Below are 25499 nucleotides of genomic sequence, written 5' to 3'. Positions count from 1 at the left end.
CAGGCTTTTTTGTCGGAAATTTTTTACAGATTGCTCTCCGTTTCTGACAAACTTTCTTAAGACCCCGCTATATAATGAGAACCATAAAATTCATAAACGGGTGGTGCAGGGAATGAGTAAAAGCAATGTGGTGAATTTGCCGGAGTGGACAAGAGCAGGAAGCAAAGACAAAAATCAGAAAGAAGCCTTAGGTACGCGCTTGAAGGCGTGGGGCACCAAGCTGCCGGTTATCCAGTTCATCGCGGTCAAGAAGTGGGTGCTGCTGCTTAGCCTTATGGGCTTTTTGCTGGGACGGGCTATGATCCTGGATGAGCTTACCCCGTTTGCTGCTGCTTATTTCGCCGTCATTGTATTTATGCGCAGGGATTCCATGCTGCCTGTGGCCGCAGCCATCGTGCTCGGCAGTCTCTTCACCCCGTTTCCGGGTGCCATCGTGGTTGCGGCAGAGCTGATTATTTTTTATCTGATCTACAAAGGGCTGGAGAACTTCCAGCGGGTGGATCTGTCTTATGCCCCTCTGATGGTGTTCGTAGCTTCGTTTATGGTGGGACTGTTCCAGGTCGTTATCGGTCCCTCGCTCACGTGGTATCCGCTGATGATGGCGGCCATTGATGCCATACTTGGATTCGTGCTGACGCTTGTATTCCTGCAGGCGCTTCCTTTATTCACCTATAAGCAGAAAAGCAGGGCACTCCGCAATGAGGAGGTACTCTGTCTGATCATCTTGCTGGCTTCCGTCATGACCGGCCTTGTCGGCTGGACCATTAACGGTCTATCGCTGGAGCATGTTTTATCGCGGTTTCTGATTCTGATCTTTGCCCTGGCCGGAGGAGCGCCGCTTGGTGCTGCGGTTGGTGTAGTGACCGGACTAATTCTCAGTCTGGCCGATATCGGAGCCATCTATCAAATGAGCCTGCTGGCCTTTTCCGGGATGCTGGCAGGCATGATGCAGTCCGGACGCAAAGGGGCGGTCTCCATCGGGATGCTGCTGGGATCAACGATTCTATCCGTATACTTCATGGGACCGGGCGATGTCATGAATTCTACCTGGGAGACCTGTGCAGCTGTAGTATTGTTTCTTCTAACACCTAAGGGGATGATTACTGCCATTGCCAAATATGTACCAGGCACAGCCGATCACAGCCGTTCCCAGCATGAATATGCCCGGAGGGTCCGGGATATTACAGCAGACCGGGTGACCCAGTTCTCGCAGGTATTCCAGCAGCTCTCCAGCAGCTTCGGGCAGATTCCCCGGGCCGCAGAGGCGGGCAAAAGCGACCGTGAGATGGAGGACTTTATGAATACGGTAACAGAGGGAGCCTGCGCCGGATGCATCCGGCGGACCCACTGCTGGGATGCCAAGTTCTATCAGACCTACAGGTATATGACGGACATGATGACCACGGTCGAGGAGTGCCCGGACATTACCGCTGCCCAGCTGCCGCCGGAGTGGAGCCGGATCTGCGGCAGGACGGGGGAGGTTCTTGAGGTGATGAAGGGCCAATATGAGCTATACCAGCATGATATGCGCTGGAAGCGGCAAATATACGACAGCCGCCAATTTGTGGCCGAGCAATTATCCGGCGTATCGCAGGTCATGGAGGACCTGGCGAAGGAGATTAAGCGGGAAGGGCAGGCGATGTACCGGCAGGAGAGCCAGATCCGGGAGGCGCTGGAGAAGCTGGGCCTCTCCATTCACAGCATTGAGATTCTGAGTCTCGATCCCGGCCGGGTAGAGATTGAAGTCGTGCATGCCTACACCCGGGGCTTCGATGAATGCCGCAAAATGATCGCCCCGCTGCTCTCAGATATTCTGGAGGAGAATATCGCAGTGGTCAGTGAGACCGCCGTCCATCCCCGCGAGGGCCTGTCGATGGTGACCTTTGGCTCGGCGAAGGCTTACGAGATAAGCTCCGGCGTAGCTGCCGCCGCAATGGGAGGCGATATGCTGTCGGGAGACAGCTTCAGTACGGTGGAGCTGGGTAACGGCACCTTTGCCGTCTCCATCAGTGACGGAATGGGCAACGGGGAGCGGGCCCGGATGGAGAGCAGCGCTGCGTTATCTATGCTAGAGAAGCTGCTGCAATCGGGAATGGATGAGAAGCTGGCGGTGAAATCCGTTAACTCCATTCTGCTGCTGCGCTCCCCGGATGAATTCTATGCGACAGTAGATATGGCGCTGATCGACCAGTATTCGGCTCAGACCATCTTCATGAAGATTGCTTCCGCTCCGAGCTTCATCCGGCGGGGCAGCGAGGTGATCCCCGTGACGGCCAGCAATCTGCCGATCGGCATCATCAAAGATATCGAGGTGGATCTGGTCACCATGCAGCTTCGCCCCGGTGATATCCTCATTATGATGACCGATGGTATTTATGATGCGCCCGGTTATGCCGTTAATAAGGAGATATGGATGAAACGTCTGATTCAGGAGCTGGAGGGTGATGACCCGCAGGATATGGCGGACGAGCTGCTGGATAAGGTAATCCGCTATCAGGGCAATGAGGTCCATGATGATATGACCATCGTAGTCAGCCGTGTGGATCATTACCACCCGGAATGGTCCAGCCTGCATATGCCCGGCGTGGGCCGGATGGAGCGTCCGCGTACGGTTAGCTAACGCAGTAAGCCATTGACCTGACAACTAATTAGTCTATTTGGATGAGTAAGCTGAAAATGTTGTACGAAATGCAGCCTGACGCTGAAGATACCTGGGTGTTGGAGTGGATTGCTGCATGAATTGCAAGATTTTTTACACTAATCTGCTTCAAGGAGGAGGATTCCTGCCTTTTGTGCAACAATTTCGTTATTTGAGTGGATTGATGGAAGGAATGTTGCATTTAAGGCAGGATTATTGGATTTGAGCGAGCCGAGAGCAAAGTCAGTGCTGAAAATCCGGGTCTTGTCTTTAAACTATTCGGCGAGTGCATTCCAGTCACTCGCCAGCCCCTGCTCCTCTCCTTTTCAACCGCTGCTGGTTAGCGGATGAAAGTTGAGGTTGACGGTTTATCGTAAAATAAACGGAACGGAGAGAATTTTGGAGCCGTAGAAGCGAAGCGTTCGCCTTTGTCTTCCGATTTCAACCGCGAGCTGCGGTACAAAAAATCAAGAAATCGGAAGACAACAGCGATCGAAGGCCCAAAATTCTCGCAGAGACTCTTTTTTACGAGCTCATTCAGATCTAATCTTTAAGCGTTAAGCGGCGTTTGAAATCTCTCAACCTTGGCAATGCTAGTAACTAGACAAGGAAGGGAGGAACGGTCATGAAACAAATTCTGCTGATCACGGACGGTTGTTCGAATGTGGGGGAGAGTCCGGTGCTGGCGGCAGCACACGCCCGTCAGGAGGGCATCACGGTCAATGTTGTAGGGGTCGTAGATTATGGAACCATCGGTGAGCTGGGCAGCCGGGAGATTGCCGATATTGCCAAGGCAGGGGGCGGGATCAGCCGGATCGTGGGAACCCCGCAGCTGGCCCAGACCATTCAGATGATGACACGCAAGACGGTGGTTCAGACCATTCAGCAGGCGGTTAATAAAGAGGTGCAAAAAATTCTCGGCGACGGCTCACTGGCGGAGCTGCCTCCGCAGCAGCGTTCACAGGTGGTTACCGTGGTCGATGAGCTGACCGAGACCTCGCCGCTACGCATAGCGCTTTTAATTGATGCAAGCGCCAGTATGAAGCCGAAGCTTGGCGCGGTGGAGGATGCCATCCGTGATCTGGCGCTCAGTCTGGAGGCCCGGGAAGGGCGCAGCGAGATTGCCGTGTTCCATTTTCCCGGACGCTCCGGCAGTGAGGATGCCATGCTGGATATCGACTGGACCCGGAATGTGTCCGAGGTCCGCTCCCTCTTTTCCAGATTGAAGATGCGGGGGGCTACGCCGACCGGGCCAGCTATTTTCAAGGTGCTGGAACATTACCGTTATGATAAACTGGAAGAACATCGTAATTATCTTCCAGGGGAAGATGACGGGGCAAGAGAAGGGATGATTGATGGGTATGTCGTCTAATCCATCCTATCCGGCAGGCACAGTAATTACCGGCAAATGGCGGGGGAACCGTTATGTCGTGGAGCGTGTACTGGGGAAGGGGGCAAACGGAACCGTATATCTGGTGCAGCGGGAAGGCCGACGGGAGCGGTATGCGCTCAAGATCGGATACGATACGCTGGAGCTGCAGTCTGAGATTAACGTGCTGACCTCTCTGCAGTCCTGCCGAAAGCGCAGCGAGCACCGGGCCCGCAAGGAATCGCCGCTGTCCTCCTATCTGCTGGAATCGGATGATTTCAAGGACCGGGACCATACGCCCTTTTATGTAATGCGTTATGTGGAAGGAAGGCCGCTGCACCATTTCCTGTCCAGGAACGGTGCCTCCTGGCTGGGGCTGGTCGGAATGACGATTCTGGAGAAGCTACAGACGCTGCATGAGTGCGGCTTCGTGTTCGGGGATTTGAAGCCGGAGAATGTCATGGTATCCAGCTACGGGGAAGCCGAGCTGATTGATTACGGAGGGGCAAGCCCCATCGGACGGAGCGTGAAGCAGTTCACAGAATGGCATGACCGCGGATTCTGGAATGCCGGCAGCCGGACAGGCGACCAGAGCTATGACCTGTTTGCTTTTGCCGTCCTGTGCCTGCGTCTGCTTAATGAAGAAGGGCTGAAGTCTGCCGCCCAGCAGCTGCCGCAGACAAGGAGCGTAGAGGAGCTGATGAAGCTGGCCCGGGAGCTGCCGGATAAGAAGCTGTCCTCCTGGCTATGCCTCGCGCTTAAAGGCGGTTTCCCCGGTTCCGCGCAGGCAGCAGAGATCTGGAGAAGCCACATCTACAGAGGACGGAAGAGCGGACACGAGACGATGGCGACTCCGCGCTGGCTCAAAAATGCGTTCGCGCTGTCTTTATTTCTACTGGCATTCACGCTATACTGGGTTTTCCGTTTCTGAGATCTGATATCGTACATAATCAACAAGATGCTGACCGCCGGAGCAGGCGGTGTAAGGGATGGCAGGAAAGGAAGCCCCTATGGAGCACAGGAAGGAACTGGTGGAATCCGTAATGGAGGCTGCGGCTGAATATGAGCTGTGGGCGCCGCATGACACCATTGTAGTCGCAGTTTCCGGAGGGCCGGACTCTGTGGCTCTTTTGCGTATTCTGCATGAGATCTCCCTGACCCGGATGCCGCTGACGCTGATCTGCGCCCATGTCAATCACGGCTTCAGAGCCGAATCGGTTGAGGAAGCAGAGCTGGTCCGGGACCTCGCGGCCGAGCTGGGCATTCCCTTCGAGCTGGGCGAATTCGATATTCCGTCCATTATTAAGGAGAGCGGGCTTGGCCCGGAAGGGGCTGCACGGGAGAAGCGTTACCAGTTCCTGATTGCTACCGCACACCGTTACCGGGCGCGCTCGGTAGCGCTGGCCCATCATGCAGACGATCAGGCCGAGACGGTGCTTATGCGGCTGCTGCGGGGGAGCGGGCCTTCGGGCCTTGCAGGCATGCGCTGGAAACGGACCGAAAAAAAGGTGGAACTCATCCGCCCCTTCCTGCGTATTAACAAAACGGCTCTTGTCGGCTTTTGCCTAGAAGAGGGCTTAGCTTATGCGGAGGATGCGACCAACCTCCTGACGCAGTACAAGCGGAATGCAGTCAGGCTGGAGCTGCTCCCTATGCTGGAGCAGCATAATCCGAGAGTGAGACAATCGCTTCTGCAGCTGGCTGAAATTGCCTCGGCGGAAGATGAATATATGGAGGCGAATGCGGCAAAATGCTTTGATGAGCTGGTTTTCACCGAGCATGGAAAATACACCTTGAAAAGAGCTGCCTTTGCGGCCATACCCTCCGCTTTACAACGGCGTTTGATTAAACTAATATTAAATTATCTGTCGGCGGATTCATCATTCATGGATTTTTCCAAGATTGAAGCAGTACGCCGGGGAACGCTGCAGGAATACCCTACCGTCTGGACGCTGGATATGGGTGGCGGTTATGTCTGCGTGCGGCAATATGATACCATTGTGTTCTCGTCCAAGCCCTTGACCCGGCAGGTAAGCTATACATACCTGCTGTCTTTGACTCATCCCCGGATTAAGCTGATGGAGATAGGAAAGGTTATGACGATGAGGGGGCTTGCGGGGGAAGTTTTTTCTGCACAGGAGGAGGATTACGGGAAGAACTCGGCTTGGTTTGACGGGGACGATCTTGTCCTGCCGCTCACCATTCGTTCCCGGTTGCCTGGAGATACCATAAGGGTTATGGGATTAAACGGAAGCAAAAAGGTAAAAGATATTTACATTGATGATAAAATACCTTCTTCCGAACGGCCTGCAATTCCCCTCGTATGTGATGCACTTGGCAATATCGTCTGGATTCCGGGCGTAAGGCGCTCGGTGCATGCCGCAGTTGGGCGGCACACGGCCTCAGTTCTGCTCCTTACCCTGGAAGACATGGAACAGGGTGAAGAATCGTAATGGCCGAAGTAAGTCTTTCATAAGTATATCTTAGGAGGTTCGCAAGTTGCAGAATGATATTCAGGAAATCTTGATCAGCGAAGAAGAAATTCAACAAAGAATCAGGGAGCTTGGCGCCCAGCTGAGCAAGGAATATGCAGACCGCACACCTTTAGTGATTTGTGTACTCAAAGGTGCGTTTATTTTTATGGCGGATCTGGTTAAAGTGATTACAGTACCCGTTGAAATGGACTTCATGGCGGTATCCAGCTATGGCGGTACAACCAAATCATCCGGCGTAGTCAAAATCATCAAGGATTTGGACACATCGGTTGAAGGCCGTGATGTTCTGATTGTCGAGGATATTATCGACAGTGGCCTTACACTCAGCTATCTGATTGACATGCTGCAGGGGCGCAATGCCGCTTCTGTCAATGTAGTCACTCTGTTCGACAAGCCCTCGGGCCGTGCCGTGAATCTTGAAGCCCAGTATACCGGCTTTGTGATTCCTGATGCATTCCTTGTAGGCTATGGACTGGACTATGCCGAGCTGTACCGGAACCTCCCTTATGTCGGTGTACTGAAGCCTGAGATTTACACCAAATGAACTACCCGACAGCCTTAGATCTACGGATCACTTTTCTGGATTTCCTGACAATTTGAGGAGTCCGGTCAGGCTATGGTACAATAACTTGAGCGTTGCGAGAGGAGGTAGGGGATGAATCGGTTCATCCGGAATTCTGGTTTTTATTTGATTTTATTTTTAGTCGTGGTGGGCATAGTCCAGTTTGTAAGCAATGGAAATGAATCCGCCGATCTCCCTAGATATGATGAGTTGCGGCAGGAGATCTCGAACAATAATGTGAAGAGCATGACGGTTCAGTTTGAGGGGAATGCATTTCTGGTTACTGGCGAATATAAAGAGCTGCCACCCGAGGCTAAATCGAAGAATTTCTCCACTTATGTTCCTCCTACAGACGAGGCCCTTAACGAGCTTGTGGCTGCCAGCGATAAGAACGGCATAGAACTTAGCCAAAAGAAAATGGAAGGTGACAGCATCTGGCTGACATTCCTCTCTTCCATGATTCCACTGGTCATCATGTTCATCCTGTTCTTCTTCCTGTTCAATAATGCACAGGGCGGCGGCGGCAAGGTGATGAACTTCGGCAAGAGCAAGGCCCGGTTATATAATGAAGAGAAGAAGAAGATCAGCTTCGAGGATGTTGCAGGAGCTGACGAAGAGAAGCAAGAGCTGGTTGAGGTTGTTGAATTCCTCAAGGACCCCCGCAAATTCGCAGCGGTAGGTGCCCGGATTCCGAAGGGGGTACTCCTTGTAGGTCCTCCGGGAACAGGTAAAACCTTGCTGGCCCGTGCAGTTGCAGGGGAAGCAGGCGTTCCGTTCTTCAGCATCTCCGGTTCCGACTTCGTGGAAATGTTCGTCGGTGTCGGCGCATCCCGCGTACGTGACTTGTTCGAGAACGCGAAGAAGAACGCTCCTTGTATTATCTTTATCGATGAGATCGATGCTGTGGGACGTCAGCGCGGCGCAGGACTTGGCGGCGGACATGACGAACGGGAACAGACCCTTAACCAATTGCTCGTTGAAATGGACGGCTTTGGCGGCAACGAAGGCATTATCATTGTCGCGGCTACCAACCGCGCAGATATTCTTGACCCGGCGCTGCTCCGTCCGGGCCGTTTCGACCGTCAAATTACGGTTGACCGCCCAGATGTGAAGGGCCGTGAAGCTGTACTGAAGGTTCACTCCCGCAACAAACCGCTGACCAAGGATGTAAGACTTGACGTTATCGCCAAGCGTACTACCGGCTTCACCGGTGCCGATCTGGAGAACCTGCTCAACGAAGCGGCATTGCTTGCTGCACGCCGTAACCGCAAGGACATTACGATGCGTGAAGTGGATGAAGCGATTGACCGTGTCATCGTCGGTACCGAGAAGCGCAGCCGCGTCATCAGTGACCGCGAGAAGCGGATTGTCGCATATCACGAAGCAGGCCATACCATTGCCGGGTACTTCCTTGAGCATGCTGATGTGGTTCACAAGGTTACCATTATCCCGCGTGGCCGTGCCGGCGGATATGTTATTATGCTTCCTAAGGAAGACCGGATGATCGTAACCAAGCAAGAACTTCTGGATAAGGTTACCGGATTGCTTGGTGGACGCGTTGCTGAAGAAATGTTCATTGGCGAAATCGGCACAGGCGCTTATAGTGACTTCCAGCAGGCTACGCGCATTGTGCGTGCGATGATTATGGAATATGGAATGAGCGATAAGCTTGGGCCCTTGCAGTTCGGTGCAACCCAAGGCCAAGTCTTCCTGGGCCGGGATATCGGACATGAACAGAATTACAGTGACTCCATTGCTTATGAGATTGATCAGGAAATGCAGAACCTTATCCGCAGCAGCTATGAGCGCTGCAGAGAGCTGCTGACCAAGCATTCCAAGGAAATGCACCTGATTGCCAACACCCTGCTTGAGAAGGAAACGCTGGAGCTTGATCAGATCACAGAATTGATTGAGCAAGGCTACCTGAGCGAGGATGGCAAGCCAGAAGAAGGCGACGCCATTACCAATGAAGCGGGCGAGCCGATTATTGATTCCATCGGTGATGTGCGTGTCCGGATTCAAGGCAAAACTGGCGAGGAATCCCCATTAGACCTGTCCAAGGATATTCCAAACAAGCCGGACCCTGAAGAGGGCAACGGACCGGATGACGGGAATAAGGGCGGCGGAAGCCTGGTCTAAGCTGTACCGCAGCAAATTGTGTAATCTAGTCCGGAGAACCACTGGTTCTCCGGACTTTTCTTTTGAATACAGGCATGCACAGGTTTCACACGGCAACTTGTCCTCCGGTTTCTCTCTGAAACAGAGCACCCGCTTGGATTGACAGGGGGTGGAACGTTGTGTACATTAGTGAATAAATATTAAATTTATCATTTATAAGAAATGTACTGGCGGCAAGCCATGATGACATAAGGGGGAGACTGACCGTGGAAGCTCTGGCGCTTGAGCGCAAGCAGGAACAGAATCGTGAACTTCGTGTGCGCCTCGAACAGCTTAAGAAGGAACGGAATGCTATTATTCTGGCTCATTATTATCAGCGTGATGAAATTCAGGAAGTCGCCGATTTCCGGGGAGACTCGTTTTTGCTGGCCCAGAAGGCAGCGGAGACAGAGGCAGATGTAATCGTATTCTGCGGCGTTCATTTCATGGGGGAAAGTGCCAAGATTCTGGCGCCGAACAAGACGGTCCTGATTCCTGACGAACGTGCAGGTTGCCCGATGGCTGACATGGTCAATGTGGATGGGCTGCGCAAGCTGAAGGCTCAGCATCCGGGTGCGAAGGTAGTAACCTACATCAATTCCTCTGCAGAGATCAAGGCGGAGACAGATATTTGCTGCACCTCAGCGAATGCGGTGAAGGTGATCGAATCACTCGATGCTGAAGAAATCATCTGGGTGCCCGATAAGAATCTGGGTCAATATGTGCAGGATCAGACCGGCAAGAAGCTGATTATCTGGGAGGGCTATTGCAATACTCATGACATGCTTACCGTCAAGGATGTCATGGAGATGAGAGCCAAATACCCGGAAGCTGAATTTGTTGTACACCCCGAATGCCGCCCGGAAGTCGTGGCAATGGGGGACTATGTGGGCAGCACTACCTCAATTCTGGAGTATTGCCGGAAATCGGACCGCCGGCAGTTTATTGTGGGAACTGAGGATGGAACCGGGTATCAGCTAAGGCTGGATAGCCCGGATAAGGAGTTTCATTTTGCTACCAAATTCCTGGTATGTCCTAATATGAAGGTAAATAATTTGAAAAAGCTGGTCAAATGCCTGGAGACGATGAAGCCGCAGATCTATGTACCGCCTGCAGTCGCCGACAAAGCCAGAACATCCCTAGAGCGCATGCTACAAGTCCGGTAGCATGCGCTACTCTTTCGTTGAAACAGGTGAAAAGCGGTCATGATTCCACAATATTTGGTTGATTTTGATCTTCAGGGACTTCCTGTAGTTAAGACAGACTGCCTGGTCATTGGTTCCGGTATTGCCGGGTTATTCACAGCGATCAAGGCCAGCGAAGACCGGAAGGTTATTATGATTACGAAGAAGACCGTAATGGAGAGCAACACACGGTATGCCCAGGGCGGAATTGCGGCCGTCATTTCGGAGGATGATTCGCCGGCGTATCACCGTCAGGATACCCTGATGGCCGGCGCGGGACTGAACTCCTCTGCGGCTGTGGATGTGCTGGTCAATGAAGGACCCGAAGGCGTCCGCGAACTGATCCGGCTTGGCACTATTTTCGATAAGGAGAATGGTGTACTGGCCTTAACCCAGGAGGGGGCACATAGCCACCGCCGTATTTTACATGCAAATGGGGATGCTACAGGATATGAGATTGTCCGCGCACTCGCTGAACAGGCTGCCCGGCATGAGAATATTGAGACCTGGGATGACCATTATGTCGTTGACCTGATTACGGAGGACGGAGAGTGTCTGGGAGCGCTTGTACAGCGGCCTGACGGCGGGCGGTTATTCCTGCAGGCAGATGCAACAATCCTATGCTCCGGCGGAGCAGGACAGCTATACCGTTACACGACCAATCCTGAGGTGGCCACCGGAGACGGGGTAGCCATTGCCTATCGTGCCGGTGCCCATATCCGGGATATGGAGTTCATTCAGTTTCATCCGACCGCACTCAGCTATCCTGGCGCTCCGCGCTTCCTGATCTCGGAGGCTGTGCGGGGAGAAGGCGCTGTGCTGCGGAACATTAACGGTGAGCGGTTCATGGAACGTTATCATGAGCTGCAGGAGCTGGCCCCGCGGGATATTGTTGCCCGTGCCATTGTAAGCGAGATGGAATTGACCAAATCCACCTTTGTCTATCTGGATATTACGCATGAACCGGCGGATATGGTTAAACACCGCTTCCCGACCATTTATGCAACCTGCATGAGCTACGGGCTGGATATTACAAGTGACTGGATTCCGGTGGCTCCTGCTGCGCATTATATGATGGGGGGCGTGAAGACCGACCTGAGCGGAGAGAGCACGGTTGCCCGCCTGTTTGCCTGCGGTGAGGTATCATCTACTGGTGTGCAGGGTGCCAACCGGCTGGCCAGCAACTCCTTGTCGGAAGCTGTTGTGTTCGGCCGCCGGATCATTGAACGAATCCGCCAGCTGCCGCCGCTTCACCGGGATAACCTACCCTCAGCCTATCATCAGGCAAGGGTAGAAGCTCCTGCACAGGCTATTGTTGAACGGCGGTTGAAGCTTCAAAAGGCTATGGTGCGGTACGCCGGACTGCGGCGGAACCGGGAAATGCTGAACAAAGGCCTGGATGAGATAAAGCGCCAGCTGCCGATTTTTAAGACCAAACTGACAACACGGGAAGAATACGAGTTCGCCAATATGCTTACATGCTGTCTGCTGATCACTGAATCGGCCCTGGCACGGGAGGAGAGCCGCGGTGCGCATTATCGTGAGGATTATCCGCTGCGCAGTGACGCACAGTGGCAGAAGCATCTGCTCCAGATTCGCGAACTTGGAATAGTGGAGGAATTAAGTGATGATGTTTAACGGATACAATGAAGATCTGCTTAAGGCTATTAAGGGCTGGCTGCAGGAGGATGTCGGCTCGGGGGATATTACTACCCGTACTACCATTCCAGCCGGGCATGAGTCCAAGGGAATCATCCATGCCAAGGAAGACGGGATTATTTGTGGAATCCCCGTGGCTGAGCTGGTATTCGAGGTTGTTGATCCTGGGCTCGTATTCACGGCGCTGGTCCAGGAAGGACAAGCGGTCTCCAAGGGCACTGTGATTGCTGAGGTAGAAGGCAGCACTCATGCCATCCTGACGGGTGAACGGCTTGCCCTCAACTTGATGCAGCGTTTATCCGGTGTGGCCTCGCGCACGGCTTCTTTTGTTGAGAAGCTTCAAGGGCTGCCGACCCGCCTGGTGGATACCCGCAAGACCACACCGGGTCACCGGATGCTGGAGAAATATGCAGTTCGCATTGGCGGCGGAGCCAACCACCGTTACGGTCTGTATGATGCGGTAATGATTAAGGACAATCATATCAAGGGGGCCGGCGGCATCCGTCAGGCAGTAGGACGTGCCCGTGCCAATATCCCGCACACCATGACCATTGAAGTAGAGACGGAGAGTCTGGAGCAGGTAGAGGAAGCGCTGGCGGCCGGAGCTGATATTATTATGCTCGATAACATGTCTCCTGAGCAGATGGCTGAAGCCGTGAGAAGAATCCGGACCAAGGCGAAGCATGTCACCATTGAGGCATCGGGCAATGTATCTCTGGAGACGGTCCGGGGCATTGCTGAATCGGGTGTGGATGTGATTTCGGTAGGACGGCTGACGTATTCCTTCGCGAGTCTCGATATCAGCCTGGATCTGAATGGCAAGAAGGAGGGAGCCCTCTGATGATACTTGTCGTCGATATCGGCAATACGAACATCGTACTGGGCGTCTACCGGGGCAGTGAGCTGCTGCACCATTTCCGGCTGAGCACTGCCCGCGGGTCCACTGTCGATGAATATGGTGTGATGATTCATAATCTGTTCAGCATGTCGAATCTCTCGTTCAGGGATGTCGAGGGGGTCATCATCTCCTCGGTTGTTCCGCCGCTCGTGCAGGTTATCGTAGAGATGTGTGTCAAATTCATCGGCAAGGACCCGCTCCTTGTGGGGCCTGGTATCAAAACCGGGCTTAATCTGCGTTATGAGAACCCGCGCGAAGTGGGGGCGGACCGGATTGTGAACGCGGTTGCGGCGATTGAGCAGTATAAATGTCCGCTTGTCGTCGTTGATTTCGGCACGGCAACCACCTTCGACTGCATTGATGCCGGGGCCAACTATCTGGGCGGTGCTATCGTGCCGGGTCTGGGCATTTCCACGGAGGCCCTCTATCTGCGGGCATCCAAGCTGCCCCGGATTGAGCTGGAGAAGCCCAAGAAGGTAATCGGGCGCAATACCGTACATGCGATGCAGGCGGGAATCATTTTTGGCTATGCCGGTCAGGTTGAGGGTATCGTCAGACGCATCAAGCAGGAGATGAACGCTCCCGTTCTCAAGGTTATTGCTACCGGAGGGCTGGCCTCACTGATTGCCAGTGAGACAGAATGTATCGATGAGGTTAATCCGATGCTGACGCTTGAAGGATTGCGCATTATTTACAACCGTAACAAATAATCATAAAGATGAACCTATACAGAAGAGAGAGATAGGAGGAGTATGCACCCAATGGATAATAAGAAGGACCGGCTGGTCCGGGGGACGGCGATGAACGGAAAAGTCAGAGCGTTCGCTGTCCGTACCACAGAGCTTGTCGATGAATTGCGGCGCAGACATGATACGTATCCGACGGCTACGGCAGCGCTTGGACGTACGGTTACTGCCGCAGCTATAATGGGGGCCATGCTCAAGGGGCAGGAGAAGCTTGCGATTATGGTCAAAGGAAACGGTCCGCTCGGGCAGATTACGGCTGAATCCAATGCCCTGGGAGAAGTTCGCGGCTATGTGCACAATCCGCATGTTCATCTGCCAAGCAACAGCATGGGCAAGCTGGATGTTGCAGGGGCGGTAGGCACGGAAGGCTTCATTGATGTCAGCAAGGATCTGGGGATGAAGGAGCCGTACCGCGGCAGTGTGCCTATCGTTTCAGGAGAGCTGGGTGAGGATTTCACCTATTATTTTGCCCTCTCGGAGCAAACGCCTGCTGCTGTAGGACTTGGAGTGCTGGTGGAGACCGATAATTCAGTCAGAGTTGCCGGAGGCTTTATTATTCAGCTGCTGCCCGGCCTGACCGATGAGGAGATTACCGAGGTTGAGCAAGCGGTTGGAGCCATGCCTTCGGTTACGTCCGTGCTGGATCAGGGGCTTGAGCCTGAGGAAATGCTGCGGCTGCTGCTGCCGGATGCTGTGATCCTGGATGAGCTGGAGGTCCGATTTGTATGTCAGTGCTCACGGGAACGGATTGAGCAGACTCTGGTTAGTCTGGGTGAGCACGAGCTGGAACGGCTGATCGAAGAAGATGATACGGCAGAAGTCGTCTGCCATTATTGCAATGAGAGCTATGTATTTAACAAGGATGAACTGCAGGTAATCCTCGATCAAGCGAAGTCATAGGGCTATGAAATGGTGACAAGACAGGAGCGCGCGCTGCGCAATGCCGTTATATTACTTGCCGTGGCAACGCTGGTGCTGGGAGGGCTATTATTCTGGAGCCTGCGTGCCATGGCACTGCTGAAGGCAGAGACGGCTGAAGGAGAAGCCTCGGATGTCGCTGCTGCCGGAGGACAGCCGGTCACGGAACAGGAATGGATAGAGGAGCTTCAGAAGAAGCACGGGGAAGAAGTGCTGCTGAGCATGCTGAATCATATCGTGGTGGGCAAGGAAGCCGCAGCTCTGGGAATTATGGTCACGGATGATGAGATTGAACGGGAACTGAAGCGGGGAATGTCCGGTTACAGCTCGGAGGAGCAATATTATCAGCAGATGCAGTCTGAGCTTGGACTATCCCGTCAGGAGCTGCGTGAGGAGACGGCATACCGGCTGACGCTCCAGGCCATAGCAACGGCCGGCATTGCGGTCAGTGATGCGGAAATTGATGATTATCTGAAGCAAAATAGCGAGAGATTCATGCCCCGCAAGCAAATGCAGCTCTCTATCATCCAGACCTCCACCTATAACGAGGCCAGTACAGTGATGGACCGCCTGGAGCGGGGTGAGGATTTTGCAGAGCTGGCCCGTGAGGTCTCGATCGACGAAGAGAGCCGCCAGCATGGCGGCAGTATCGGAACGGTCGAGGAGAAGGACCCGTTCTGGCCTGAGGAGTTGCTGGAGACAGCAATCGGGCTGGAGAATGGCGATATCGCAGGACCGCTGCAGGTTGACGGGGGGTATGCTGTGATCCGTCTGGAGAAGCTGATTGATCCTGTGAAGCCGGATCAGGAGGAACTGCGGCGGATGATCGGCCAGCAGCTGAGACTGGAGCAGGCAGCGCCCTTGCAGCAGGTAGAGCGTGAATTACGGGCCAAATATGATACAGCAATATATATTGACAACAGCCTGCAAGATTGATAATATGAAATTAAATATAAAACCTACTGATTTAGTCGGAAATATTAAGCGGTACAATTACAACTGTTAGTTACCCAGGCATTGTGAACCGGGAGCTACGGTAATATATGCTGATAGCATCTGTCATAAGTTCCGCACCCTAATTCATTTATCATTCCAAGGAGGTTTTTACTCATGGCTAAAGTCGTCAACAGTGTAACAGATTTGATCGGTGGCACACCGCTCGTCCGCCTGAACCGGATTGTTCCGGAAGGCTCGGCAGAGATCTTCCTGAAGCTGGAATACCAGAATCCAGGCTCCAGTGTGAAAGACCGTATTGCCATCAGCATCGTAGAAGAGGCTGAGAAAGAGGGCCTGCTGAAGCCGGGTGGCACGATTGTAGAAGCGACCAGCGGTAATACAGGGATCGGCCTGGCGCTTGTGGCAGCTGCCAAAGGCTACAAGGCTATTATTGTTATGCCGGAAACGATGAGCCTTGAACGCCGCAACCTGCTGCGCGCTTACGGCGCTGAGCTCGTATTGACTCCGGGATCGGAAGGAATGAACGGTGCGGTCAAGAAGGCCGAGCAGATTCTGAGCGAGAATCCGGATTATTTCCTTGCGGAGCAGTTCAAGAACAAGGCTAACGTGAAGATCCATCGCGAGACCACTGGACCGGAGATCGTTGAAGCGATCGAATCCGTAGGCGGCCCGCTGGATGCATTCATTGCCGGTGTCGGCACAGGCGGAACGATCAGCGGTGCGGGTGAAGTGCTGAAGAGTCAATATCCGGGCGTGAAGATCTATGCGGTAGAACCTGCGGCTTCACCGATTCTGGCTGGAGGTAAACCGGGCCCGCACAAGATTCAGGGTATCGGCGCTAACTTCGTGCCAGAAATTCTGAACCAGAATATCTATGATGAGATTATTCATGTTGAGAATGATGAAGCGTTCGAAACTGCCCGCCGCGTAGCCAAGGAAGAAGGCGTGCTGTCCGGTATTTCCTCCGGGGCGGCTGTATTTGCTGCACTGAAGGTAGCGAAGGAACTTGGCGCAGGCAAGAAAATTGTTGTCATCATCCCAAGCAACGGCGAACGTTACCTGAGCACTCCGCTCTATAACTTTGAAGTATAATTGCTGAGAATTCAGCTCTTACGAAGAGCCTGCCCTATCCGCTTTCACAGGGATACCGCAGGCTCTTTTTTCGGATAATAAGCATTTATAAGAATTGCGGGCTTTTCAAAGTAACCCTATGTACAGTATACTGACAGGCAATAAACTATCGATGAGACGGGAGAATGGTTGTGGAGATCTTAACGGCTTGGCAGGACTGGGAGCAGTGGGCAGAGGCAGATGAGGCCTGGAGCGTCCTTCCCCTGATCCTGAGGAAACGGCAGGACAACCAAGGCTTGCCCCGCAGCTGGAAGCAGGCCTGGGAACAGGCTTCCCCCTATTCGGTTGTCCTGGAGAGCGGCAAGGGCGGGCGCTACACCTATCTTGGCCTGAGCCCTGTCTCGATCATCGAAGGCCGGGGAGCCGTTGCGGAGAGCTATACTCCCGGAGCCAAGGCTTCGGGGCATATAGAGTCTGCCGTAACGGAAGGCCAGCCGCTGCAAGTGCTGCAGGCATGGATGAGGGAATATACGTCTCCCCGCCTGCCGGTTGACGCTCTGCCGCCGTTCACCGGCGGCTGTATCGGATTTCTTGGCTATGATGTGGCCCGTTCCCTGGAGAAGCTGCCGTCGCTTGCCAGGAACAACCCTGAGTTTCCGGATTATCTGTTCATGAGACTGGAAGAAGTGTGGATCTACGATGAGCAGGAGCAGCAGCTCTACTGTGCAGTTCATATCCCTGTGCCGGATACTGTATCCAGCGGTAACCTGGATGGGCTAAGGAGTCTGTATGAGGCTGCTGTGCACCGTGCGGAGCGCATGCTGGAGCAGTGGAGCCTTCTCTACGCACCGGCAGAGCCGGAAGAAGCAGCCGCTGCAAGGTACGCCGGGCTTACCCGCAGGGTGGAGGGCGAGGCCGAGATCACCGGCGAGTGGCCCGGCATGAGCTCGGATTTCTCTGCCGCACCCTTCCAGCAGGCTGTGCTGAAGGTCCAGGAATACATCCGTGCCGGAGATGTATTCCAAGTGAACCTCTCGCTGCGCCAGCAGGCGCAGCTCAAGTCTACACCCGAGGACGTCTACGAATGGCTCCGTAGACTCAACCCGTCCCCGTACATGGGGCTGCTCCGCACGCCCGGCTTCGCGCTCTCCAGCGCATCGCCGGAGCTGCTCGTCAAGCTGCACGGGGACAAGGTCAGCGCCCGCCCCATTGCCGGCACCCGGCGGCGGGGCCACACTCCCGCGGAGGACGCCGCCATGGAGGCGGAGCTGCGCGGGAGCGAGAAGGAGATCGCCGAGCATATTATGCTTGTCGATCTGGAGCGCAGCGACATCGGCCGTGTCGCCGCCTACGGAACGGTCAGCGTGCCGGAGCTGCTGACCGTAGAGCGATACTCGCATGTCATGCATCTCGTCTCGCAGGTTGAGGGGATCATCGCACCCGGCAGGGATGCGTATGATGTCATTGCCGCCTTGTTCCCCGGCGGCACCATCACGGGCGCGCCCAAGGTGCGCACGATGGAGATCATCGAAGAGCTGGAGCCGGTCCGCCGGGGACCCTATACGGGATCTATGGGCTGGATTGACTATAACGGCAATATGGAATTAAATATAATCATACGTACGCTGGCCGTGAAGGACGGAATCGGCTACATTCAGACAGGTGCGGGGATTGTGATCGATTCAGACCCTTACCGGGAGTACCGGGAATGCCACAACAAAGCCAAAGCGGTAGTCAAAGCCATTCTCTGCAGTGAACGTGAGCAGGAAGAGCGGGCTGCCCTCGGCACCGAAGGAGGAAGCTTCTAATGATCTTGGTCATCGATAATTATGATTCCTTTACGTATAACCTGGTGCAGTATCTGGGTGAGCTGGGGGAAGAGGTTAAGGTAGCGCGCAACGATGAGATCAGCATTGAGGAGATAGAAGCATTAGCCCCGGATCATATTCTGATCTCTCCGGGACCCTGCACACCGAATGAGGCAGGCATCAGCCTTGCGCTGCTGCAGCATTTCAAAGGCATCATCCCCATATTCGGCGTATGTCTCGGACACCAGGCGATCGGACAGGCTTTTGGCGGTAATGTCATCCGTGCAGAACGTCTGATGCATGGCAAAACCTCACCGATCCACCATAACGGTACCTCCGTATTTGAGGGGCTGGAGTCTCCTTTCACAGCGACACGCTATCATTCACTGATCGTGGAACGTGAGAGTCTGCCGGATTGCCTGGAGATTACCGCCGAGACCGCTGAAGGCGAGATTATGGCCTTGCGGCATAAGGAATACCCGATTGAAGGGGTACAGTTCCATCCCGAGTCGATCATTACGAACCACGGGCATACGATGCTGCGTAATTTCCTGAAACGGAGAGCCGGAGAACCGGCATGAAATATATAGGACTTAACAACAAAGCAGTCGACGCCAAAGACGCCGTGGTCTCCGCTCTGGATCACGGCTTTTTGTACGGCATGGGTCTGTTCGAGACCTTCCGCACCTATGGGGGGCAGCCGTTCCTGCTGGAGCGTCATCTGAGCAGAATGGCAGCGGGTTGCCGTCAGCTGGGCATTCCCTTCGAGCCGGATGTGCAGGGGCTGCGGGAATGGATTCAGCTTGTAATGGACAGGAATGAGCTTAGTGAGGCGTATATCCGCTACACCGTTACGGCGGGTGAGGATATTCTGGGTCTGCCATCCGCAGCCTATAAGCAGCCTAATCAGCTGCTCTATATCAAAGCCCTGCCGGTCACGCCAACCAGCCTTTATACGGAAGGCAAAGAACTTCAGCTCCTGAACCACAGACGCAATACCCCGGAGGGCCCGGTAAGACTCAAATCGCTGCACTATATGAACAACATTCTGGCAAAACGTGAATTGGCCGGTTATCCGTCCGCAGAGCGAGGAGCCGAGGGACTGATGCTGACCGCACAGGGCGAGGTCGCCGAAGGGATTGTGAGTAATATTTTTTTTATCTCCAATAAGCAGCTCTATACCCCCGATGCCGACACCGGGATTCTTCCGGGAATTACCCGGGAAATGGTGCTTGAGCTGGCAGCGTCCAGCCTTCAGCCTGAACAAGGCTTTTACCGCTGTGAACAGCTTGCGGCTGCGGATGAAATCTTCCTCACCAATTCCGTGCAGGAGATCGTACCGGTGAGCACCTTGTGGAATGGGGACCGGAGGGTAACCATAGGCAGCGGGCGTTGTGGAGAGCAAACGGCTGCACTTATGAGGCTGTACAGAGAAAGGACGAAAATGCTGATATGAAGCCGATGATCTATGAGCGGACTTACCGCTGCGGAAACAGCGAGCTGAAATTGGGCAAGCGCACGCTAATTATGGGCATACTCAATGTGACGCCGGACTCTTTTTCGGATGGGGGCCTGTGGACAGAGCGGGATAGAGCGGTAGAGCATGCGTTGCAAATGGCGGCAGAGGGTGCCGATATTATCGATATAGGCGGAGAATCCACGCGTCCGGGTCACCAGCCGGTGAGTGCTGAGGAGGAATTAGCCCGTGTACTTCCTGTCATTGAGCGCATCCATCAGGCCGCCCCGCATCTCCCCCTCTCTATAGACACCTACAAGGCGGAAGTCGCCCGCCAGGCGATTCAGGCCGGTGCGCATATCATCAATGATGTATGGGGAGCCAAGGCCGATCCGCAGATGGCGGCAGTTGCTGCGCAGGCAGACTGTCCAATCATTCTGATGCATAACCGCCATGACCGAGATTATAACGATTTGATCGGCGATATGACGGATGACCTGAGCGAGAGCATTCACCTGGCGCTGGCAGCCGGAGTGAAGCCGGACAATATTATTTTGGACCCGGGAATCGGCTTCGCCAAGGACTATGCAGAGAATCTTCAGGTCATGACCGGCCTCGGCGCACTGACGAAGCTGGGATATCCGGTGCTGCTGGCCACTTCGCGCAAAAAATTCATTCGTACCGCCCTAGGTCTGCCCGCAGATGATGTACTGGAGGGGACCGCAGCTACTGTCGCCTTCGGGATTGCCCAGGGCTGTCAGCTTGTGCGGGTTCATGATATTGCGGTAATGAAACGTACCGTAGAGATGTGTGACGCCATGTTATATGCAGGGTCACCTGTGTTCTGCGTATAGACTATATTCTTCAAGAGAAGGCAGGTACCCTTAATGGATAAAATGAAGCTGCACCGCATGGAGTACTACGGTTACCACGGAGTGTTCGAAGAGGAGCGGAAGCTCGGCCAGCGTTATTATATCGACCTTGAGCTGGAGCTTGATTTGCAGGGAGCAGGGCTCAGCGATGATCTGGAGCAGACTGTGAATTATGCTGAAGTTCATGTTTTGGTCAAAAAAATTGTCGAAACCCAGTCCTTCAAGCTGATAGAAGCTTTGGCGGAACATATTGCATCCGGGTTACTGGACACTTATACTGTTATCAATGCAGTAACGGTCCAGGTGACCAAGCCGCATCCTCCTTTTGATATTCATTTTCAGGGAGTCACTGTAGAATTGCGCCGGACGAGAAAGTGAGACAGACTGATGAACATACCTTCCACCTCTGAGGCATCAGAGGCTTATATTGCTTTAGGGGCTAACCTGGGTGACCGTCAAGGCACCTTGAGAGAAGCCCTGCACCGGCTGGCGCATCACGACAAGATTGAAGTTATCCGCACCTCCCGGGTCTACGAGACGGAGCCTGTCGGATATCTCGATCAGCCTCAGTTTCTTAACATGGCGGCTGTTCTGCGCACCACACTGGCACCGGAGGAGCTGCTTCATGTGATGTTGGACACGGAGACCCAGTTAGGCCGGGTCCGGGATGTGCGGTATGGACCGAGAACGGTAGATTTGGATTTGCTGTGGGTAGAGGGGCTGACCCTGGACACGCCGGATCTGACGCTGCCTCATCCGAGGATGCTGGAGCGGGCGTTTGTCCTTCTGCCGCTCAGCGATATCTTATCGCAGAACGAAGAGTCTTCCGGATTCCGCAGATTAATTACAACAGCGCTGCAAGACATAGACGGAAAGGCAGGAATTCGCCTGTGGACAACAAACGTATGGGAATGCGGGTCAGAGCGTTCCGGAAGCTGAAGGGCTACACGCAGCAGGAACTGGCGGATTCTGTCGGAATATCACTTGCTGTGCTTGGCGCAGTGGAGCGGGGAAACAGACGTTTGGAAGATCAAATTTTAAATAAAATTGCGGATTTTCTGGAAGTGACAGTAGAGGAATTGGCCCATCCGGCACCATGAGAACGGGCTGAACGTTACAAATTAAGGTAGGGAAGTGATTGGGCCATGCTGAAGATTGGTGATATTGAATTGAAGAATCAGGTCGTGCTGGCGCCTATGGCTGGCGTATGTAACCCGGCATTTCGTCTGATTGCCAAGGAATTCGGGACTGGCCTGGTCTGTGCGGAGATGGTTAGCGGCAAAGCGATTGTACATGGCAACCAGCGTACGCGTGAGATGCTGTTTGTTGATGAGCGTGAGAAACCGCTGAGCCTGCAGATTTTTGGCGGGGACCGGGAATCACTGGTGGATGCGGCGAGAATTGTCGATAAAGAGACGAATGCCGATATCATCGACATCAATATGGGCTGCCCGGTGCCGAAGGTGACGAAATGCGATGCCGGAGCGCGCTGGCTGCTGAATCCGGACAAAATATACGAGATGGTATCCGCAGTAGTGGAGGCCGTGGACAAACCGGTCACCGTGAAGATGCGGATTGGCTGGGACAGCGAGCATATCTTCGTTGAAGAGAATGCACGTGCGGTAGAACGGGCCGGCGGAGCGGCGGTCAGCGTACATGGGCGGACCCGCGAGCAGCTCTATACGGGACGCGCCGACTGGAATTATATCCGTATGGCTAAAGAGGCAGTATCGATCCCGGTAATCGGCAATGGCGATGTGAATACGCCGGAGGATGCGCGGGCGATGCTGGACCAGACTGGCTGTGACGGTGTAATGATCGGGCGTGGCGCACTGGGCAATCCGTGGATGCTGTACCGGACGATTCAATATTTGGATACCGGTGTTCTGATGCCTGAGCCTGGCGCTGAAGAGAAGATTAAGGTAGCCATTCTTCATATGGACCGCCTGATTGCTCTTAAGGGTGAAGCGGTGGCTGTCCGCGAGATGCGCAAGCATCTGGCCTGGTATTTGAAGGGCTTTAAGGCGGCGGCCCGTGTGAAGGACGTTATTATGGAAGAAACGAAACGTGACGAGATGGTGCGGATTTTGAATGATTTTGTCGGTCAGCTTAAGCAGGATGAGGAGCAGAACAGCGCGGATAGCGAGCTTTTTGCCGTATGAGCCTCACATATTCCTGGGACTAAGCCCCGTTCCTGTGTGCTTTATTGATTATTGCTAAACATTATATGGGGCGTCATTGACATTTTGTAGCGGTTCCAATATAATTTCACAGTATAAAATCGCCGTTACAGCAGGAGCAATGGTGAAGGAGGGTTCTGATCCCTCCGGATTCGCATATAGTATGGTGTTTTCAATAAATGTATACGACAGGAGAATCGGTTAAGATGAGCGATAAAGAAGTCATCCTTACACCGGACGGACTTAAGCGTCTGGAAGAAGAACTGGAGTTCCTCAAATCCGTTAAACGCCGCGAAGTAGCGGAACGTATCAAAGTGGCCATCGGCTACGGAGATATCAGTGAGAACTCGGAATATGAAGACGCGAAGAATGAACAGGCCTTCATTGAAGGACGGGTTCTTACTTTGGAGAAGATGCTCCGCAATGCCCGTATTATTAATAGTGATGAGATCGTGACAGATGTGGTAAGCATCGGAGTAACGGTGAACGTTGAAGATATGGAGTATGGCGACATTATGGAGTACACCATCGTGGGTACTGCCGAATCCGATCCGCTGAACAACAAAATCTCCAATGAGAGCCCTGTAGGCAGAGCGATCATCGGCAAGAAGATTGGTACGATTGTGGATGTTAGTGTCCCTGCAGGCGTCATTCAATATAAAATTCTTGATATCAAAATGAAGTAAGACGGTTCCGAAAGCTTCCTTAGGGAAGCTTTTTTCAAAGTTACAGCCAGCCGTAAAATATGGGTGAACACATACAGCTTATATTTTGTAACGGAACGGACTGTCCTCTAGATCGGGGCGGAGCCGTTTCTTCTTTTGTATAGTGAGTAAGAGAGGATGAAGAACATGACGGAAGAAATCAACAACGTCGAAGCTACAGAGAATGAATTAAGTGAATTGCTGCAGATCCGCCGGGGCAAGCTGGACGAGCTCCGCGCACTCGGGATCGACCCGTTTGGCAAGAAATATGAGCGTACCGCTGCTGCAGGCGATCTTCTGGCCAAATACGACGGGCTAACCAAGGAAGAGCTGGACGAGCTGGCGCTGGAGGTTAGTGTGGCCGGACGCATTATGGCGAAACGGGTCATGGGCAAGGCAAGCTTTTCTCACATCCAGGACCTTAGCGGCAAAATCCAGATCTATGTGCGCCAGGACAGTATCCCTGAGTCGCAATATGCAGCCTTCACGATCCTTGATCTTGGCGATATCGTCGGTATCCGGGGAACCCTGTTCAAGACAAAGACCGGCGAAACCTCTATTAAAGTGGATAACCTTGAGGTGCTGTCCAAGTCCTTGCTTCCGCTTCCCGAGAAGTATCATGGTCTGAAGGATGTAGAACTCCGCTATCGTCAGCGTTATGTGGACCTGATCATTAACCCTGAGGTACAGCAGACCTTCATCATGCGTTCACGGATTATCCAGTCGATGCGCCGTTATCTGGACTCGCTGGGCTATTTAGAGGTGGAGACTCCGACCCTGCATGCCATCGCTGGCGGAGCAGCGGCCCGTCCGTTTATTACCCACCACAACACGCTGGATATGCAGCTGTATATGCGGATTGCCATCGAATTGCACCTGAAGCGCCTAATCGTCGGCGGTCTGGAGAAAGTCTATGAGATTGGCCGTGTATACCGTAATGAGGGTATTTCAACACGCCATAATCCGGAATTCACAATGATCGAGCTGTATGAAGCGTATGCGGATTACAAGGACATTATGCATCTGACAGAGAGCCTGATCGCTCATATTGCCAGCGAGGTGCTGGGCTCCCAGATAATTAATTATCAAGGACAGGAAGTGGATCTGTCTCCAGGCTGGCGCCGCGTTACTATGGTGGATGCCGTTAAGGAAGTAACCGGAGTAGACTTCGGTGTTCAGATGACGGATGAAGAAGCACAGGCTCTGGCTAAGGAACACCGGGTACCGGTAGAGAAGCATATGACCTTCGGACATATCCTGAATGCGTTCTTCGAGCAGTTTGTGGAAGAGACGCTGATTCAGCCGACATTCGTAATGGGACATCCTGTAGAGATCTCACCGCTTGCCAAAAAGAATGAAGAGGACCCGCGCTTCACCGACCGGTTCGAGCTGTTCATTGTGGCCCGCGAGCATGCCAATGCGTTCAGCGAGCTGAATGATCCGATTGACCAGCGTCAGCGCTTCGAAGCACAGATTCACGAGAAAGAGCAGGGCAATGATGAAGCCCATGAGATGGATGATGATTTCATCCGTGCTCTGGAGTACGGCATGCCGCCAACAGGCGGACTGGGTATCGGTGTAGACCGTCTGATCATGCTGCTGACCAACTCAGCATCTATCCGTGACGTGCTGTTGTTCCCTCATATGCGTAATAAAGACTGAGGATTTCTCTGATTCCAGACCCGGATAACCAAGGGAGCTGCTCAGGCAGTTCTCTTGGCATCGGGGATTGAATAATCTGGTTAAATGATTTAGAAATAATGCTTGCATTGAATCTCTATACGTGATATATTCTATTTCTGGCCGCGAAACATCAACGCCTGGC

At 53.5% G+C, this 25499-nt stretch carries 23 protein-coding genes; all 23 read left to right on the top strand.

The window, feature by feature from the left end; all coding sequences use genetic code 11:
* Window positions 1-112: 112 nt before the first annotated feature.
* The gene (gene spoIIE, locus MHH78_RS02200; protein ID WP_076082799.1) at window positions 113-2620 is read left to right on the top strand and encodes a stage II sporulation protein E; all 2508 of its coding nucleotides are present in this window, start codon (window positions 113-115) and stop codon (window positions 2618-2620) included.
* Window positions 2621-3263: 643 nt separating this feature from the next.
* Window positions 3264-4010: a hypothetical protein gene (locus MHH78_RS02195; RefSeq protein ID WP_036723943.1), complete on the top strand. Its 747-nt coding sequence runs from the start codon at window positions 3264-3266 to the stop codon at window positions 4008-4010.
* The gene (locus MHH78_RS02190) at window positions 4000-4938 is read left to right on the top strand and encodes a serine/threonine protein kinase (RefSeq protein WP_445668081.1); all 939 of its coding nucleotides are present in this window, start codon (window positions 4000-4002) and stop codon (window positions 4936-4938) included. The genes MHH78_RS02195 and MHH78_RS02190 overlap by 11 nt, the downstream gene beginning before the upstream one ends.
* 58 nt (window positions 4939-4996) lie before the next feature.
* Window positions 4997-6460 (top strand): tRNA lysidine(34) synthetase TilS, encoded by a 1464-nt coding sequence (tilS, locus tag MHH78_RS02185; protein ID WP_445668024.1) that lies wholly within the window; start codon window positions 4997-4999, stop codon window positions 6458-6460.
* A gap of 46 nt (window positions 6461-6506) precedes the next feature.
* On the top strand, window positions 6507-7046 hold the full coding sequence (gene hpt, locus MHH78_RS02180) for a hypoxanthine phosphoribosyltransferase (RefSeq protein WP_036696450.1): 540 nt from the start codon (window positions 6507-6509) through the stop codon (window positions 7044-7046).
* A gap of 111 nt (window positions 7047-7157) precedes the next feature.
* Complete coding sequence (gene ftsH, locus MHH78_RS02175; RefSeq protein ID WP_341166470.1) at window positions 7158-9203, top strand: ATP-dependent zinc metalloprotease FtsH; 2046 nt, start codon at window positions 7158-7160, stop codon at window positions 9201-9203.
* 245 nt (window positions 9204-9448) lie between these two features.
* The gene (gene nadA / locus MHH78_RS02170) at window positions 9449-10387 is read left to right on the top strand and encodes a quinolinate synthase NadA (protein ID WP_036696456.1); all 939 of its coding nucleotides are present in this window, start codon (window positions 9449-9451) and stop codon (window positions 10385-10387) included.
* A gap of 39 nt (window positions 10388-10426) precedes the next feature.
* Window positions 10427-12043 carry an L-aspartate oxidase gene (gene nadB / locus MHH78_RS02165; RefSeq protein WP_076082810.1) on the top strand — a complete coding sequence of 539 codons (1617 nt, stop codon included), beginning with the start codon at window positions 10427-10429 and terminating at the stop codon, window positions 12041-12043.
* Complete coding sequence (gene nadC / locus MHH78_RS02160) at window positions 12033-12905, top strand: carboxylating nicotinate-nucleotide diphosphorylase (protein WP_036723928.1); 873 nt, start codon at window positions 12033-12035, stop codon at window positions 12903-12905. The genes nadB and nadC overlap by 11 nt, the downstream gene beginning before the upstream one ends.
* Window positions 12905-13672 (top strand): type III pantothenate kinase, encoded by a 768-nt coding sequence (locus tag MHH78_RS02155; protein ID WP_036723925.1) that lies wholly within the window; start codon window positions 12905-12907, stop codon window positions 13670-13672. Before nadC ends, MHH78_RS02155 begins: the two co-directional genes overlap by 1 nt.
* A 51-nt stretch (window positions 13673-13723) precedes the next feature.
* Complete coding sequence (hslO, locus tag MHH78_RS02150) at window positions 13724-14608, top strand: Hsp33 family molecular chaperone HslO (protein WP_076082813.1); 885 nt, start codon at window positions 13724-13726, stop codon at window positions 14606-14608.
* 9 nt (window positions 14609-14617) lie between these two features.
* Window positions 14618-15562 carry a peptidylprolyl isomerase gene (locus MHH78_RS02145; RefSeq protein ID WP_341166469.1) on the top strand — a complete coding sequence of 315 codons (945 nt, stop codon included), beginning with the start codon at window positions 14618-14620 and terminating at the stop codon, window positions 15560-15562.
* A gap of 174 nt (window positions 15563-15736) precedes the next feature.
* Window positions 15737-16675: a cysteine synthase A gene (gene cysK, locus MHH78_RS02140; protein ID WP_036723922.1), complete on the top strand. Its 939-nt coding sequence runs from the start codon at window positions 15737-15739 to the stop codon at window positions 16673-16675.
* Window positions 16676-16839: 164 nt separating this feature from the next.
* Window positions 16840-18462, top strand: coding sequence for an anthranilate synthase component I family protein (locus MHH78_RS02135; RefSeq protein ID WP_445668023.1), 1623 nt, complete (start codon window positions 16840-16842; stop codon window positions 18460-18462).
* On the top strand, window positions 18462-19043 hold the full coding sequence (pabA, locus tag MHH78_RS02130; protein ID WP_076082822.1) for an aminodeoxychorismate/anthranilate synthase component II: 582 nt from the start codon (window positions 18462-18464) through the stop codon (window positions 19041-19043). The genes MHH78_RS02135 and pabA overlap by 1 nt, the downstream gene beginning before the upstream one ends.
* Complete coding sequence (locus MHH78_RS02125) at window positions 19040-19918, top strand: aminotransferase class IV (protein ID WP_341166467.1); 879 nt, start codon at window positions 19040-19042, stop codon at window positions 19916-19918. Before pabA ends, MHH78_RS02125 begins: the two co-directional genes overlap by 4 nt.
* The gene (gene folP / locus MHH78_RS02120) at window positions 19915-20772 is read left to right on the top strand and encodes a dihydropteroate synthase (protein ID WP_341166466.1); all 858 of its coding nucleotides are present in this window, start codon (window positions 19915-19917) and stop codon (window positions 20770-20772) included. Before MHH78_RS02125 ends, folP begins: the two co-directional genes overlap by 4 nt.
* A 33-nt stretch (window positions 20773-20805) precedes the next feature.
* Window positions 20806-21168, top strand: a complete 363-nt coding sequence (folB, locus tag MHH78_RS02115; protein ID WP_076082833.1) for a dihydroneopterin aldolase — start codon at window positions 20806-20808, stop codon at window positions 21166-21168.
* Window positions 21169-21177: 9 nt separating this feature from the next.
* Window positions 21178-21729 (top strand): 2-amino-4-hydroxy-6-hydroxymethyldihydropteridine diphosphokinase, encoded by a 552-nt coding sequence (folK, locus tag MHH78_RS02110; RefSeq protein WP_341166465.1) that lies wholly within the window; start codon window positions 21178-21180, stop codon window positions 21727-21729.
* Window positions 21681-21890, top strand: coding sequence for a helix-turn-helix domain-containing protein (locus tag MHH78_RS02105; protein WP_036696484.1), 210 nt, complete (start codon window positions 21681-21683; stop codon window positions 21888-21890). The genes folK and MHH78_RS02105 overlap by 49 nt, the downstream gene beginning before the upstream one ends.
* 45 nt (window positions 21891-21935) lie before the next feature.
* Window positions 21936-22952 (top strand): tRNA dihydrouridine synthase DusB, encoded by a 1017-nt coding sequence (dusB, locus tag MHH78_RS02100; RefSeq protein WP_036723910.1) that lies wholly within the window; start codon window positions 21936-21938, stop codon window positions 22950-22952.
* A gap of 224 nt (window positions 22953-23176) precedes the next feature.
* Window positions 23177-23656 carry a transcription elongation factor GreA gene (gene greA, locus MHH78_RS02095; RefSeq protein WP_036696487.1) on the top strand — a complete coding sequence of 160 codons (480 nt, stop codon included), beginning with the start codon at window positions 23177-23179 and terminating at the stop codon, window positions 23654-23656.
* A gap of 165 nt (window positions 23657-23821) precedes the next feature.
* Complete coding sequence (gene lysS, locus MHH78_RS02090) at window positions 23822-25336, top strand: lysine--tRNA ligase (protein WP_076082836.1); 1515 nt, start codon at window positions 23822-23824, stop codon at window positions 25334-25336.
* Window positions 25337-25499 lie beyond the last annotated feature (163 nt).

Source organism: Paenibacillus sp. FSL H3-0333, assembly GCF_038002805.1.
Taxonomy (GTDB): Bacteria; Bacillota; Bacilli; order Paenibacillales; family Paenibacillaceae; genus Paenibacillus_AQ; species Paenibacillus_AQ silagei.
Note: the sequence above shows the minus strand (reverse complement) of the source record. Positions and strands in the feature narration are given on the sequence as shown.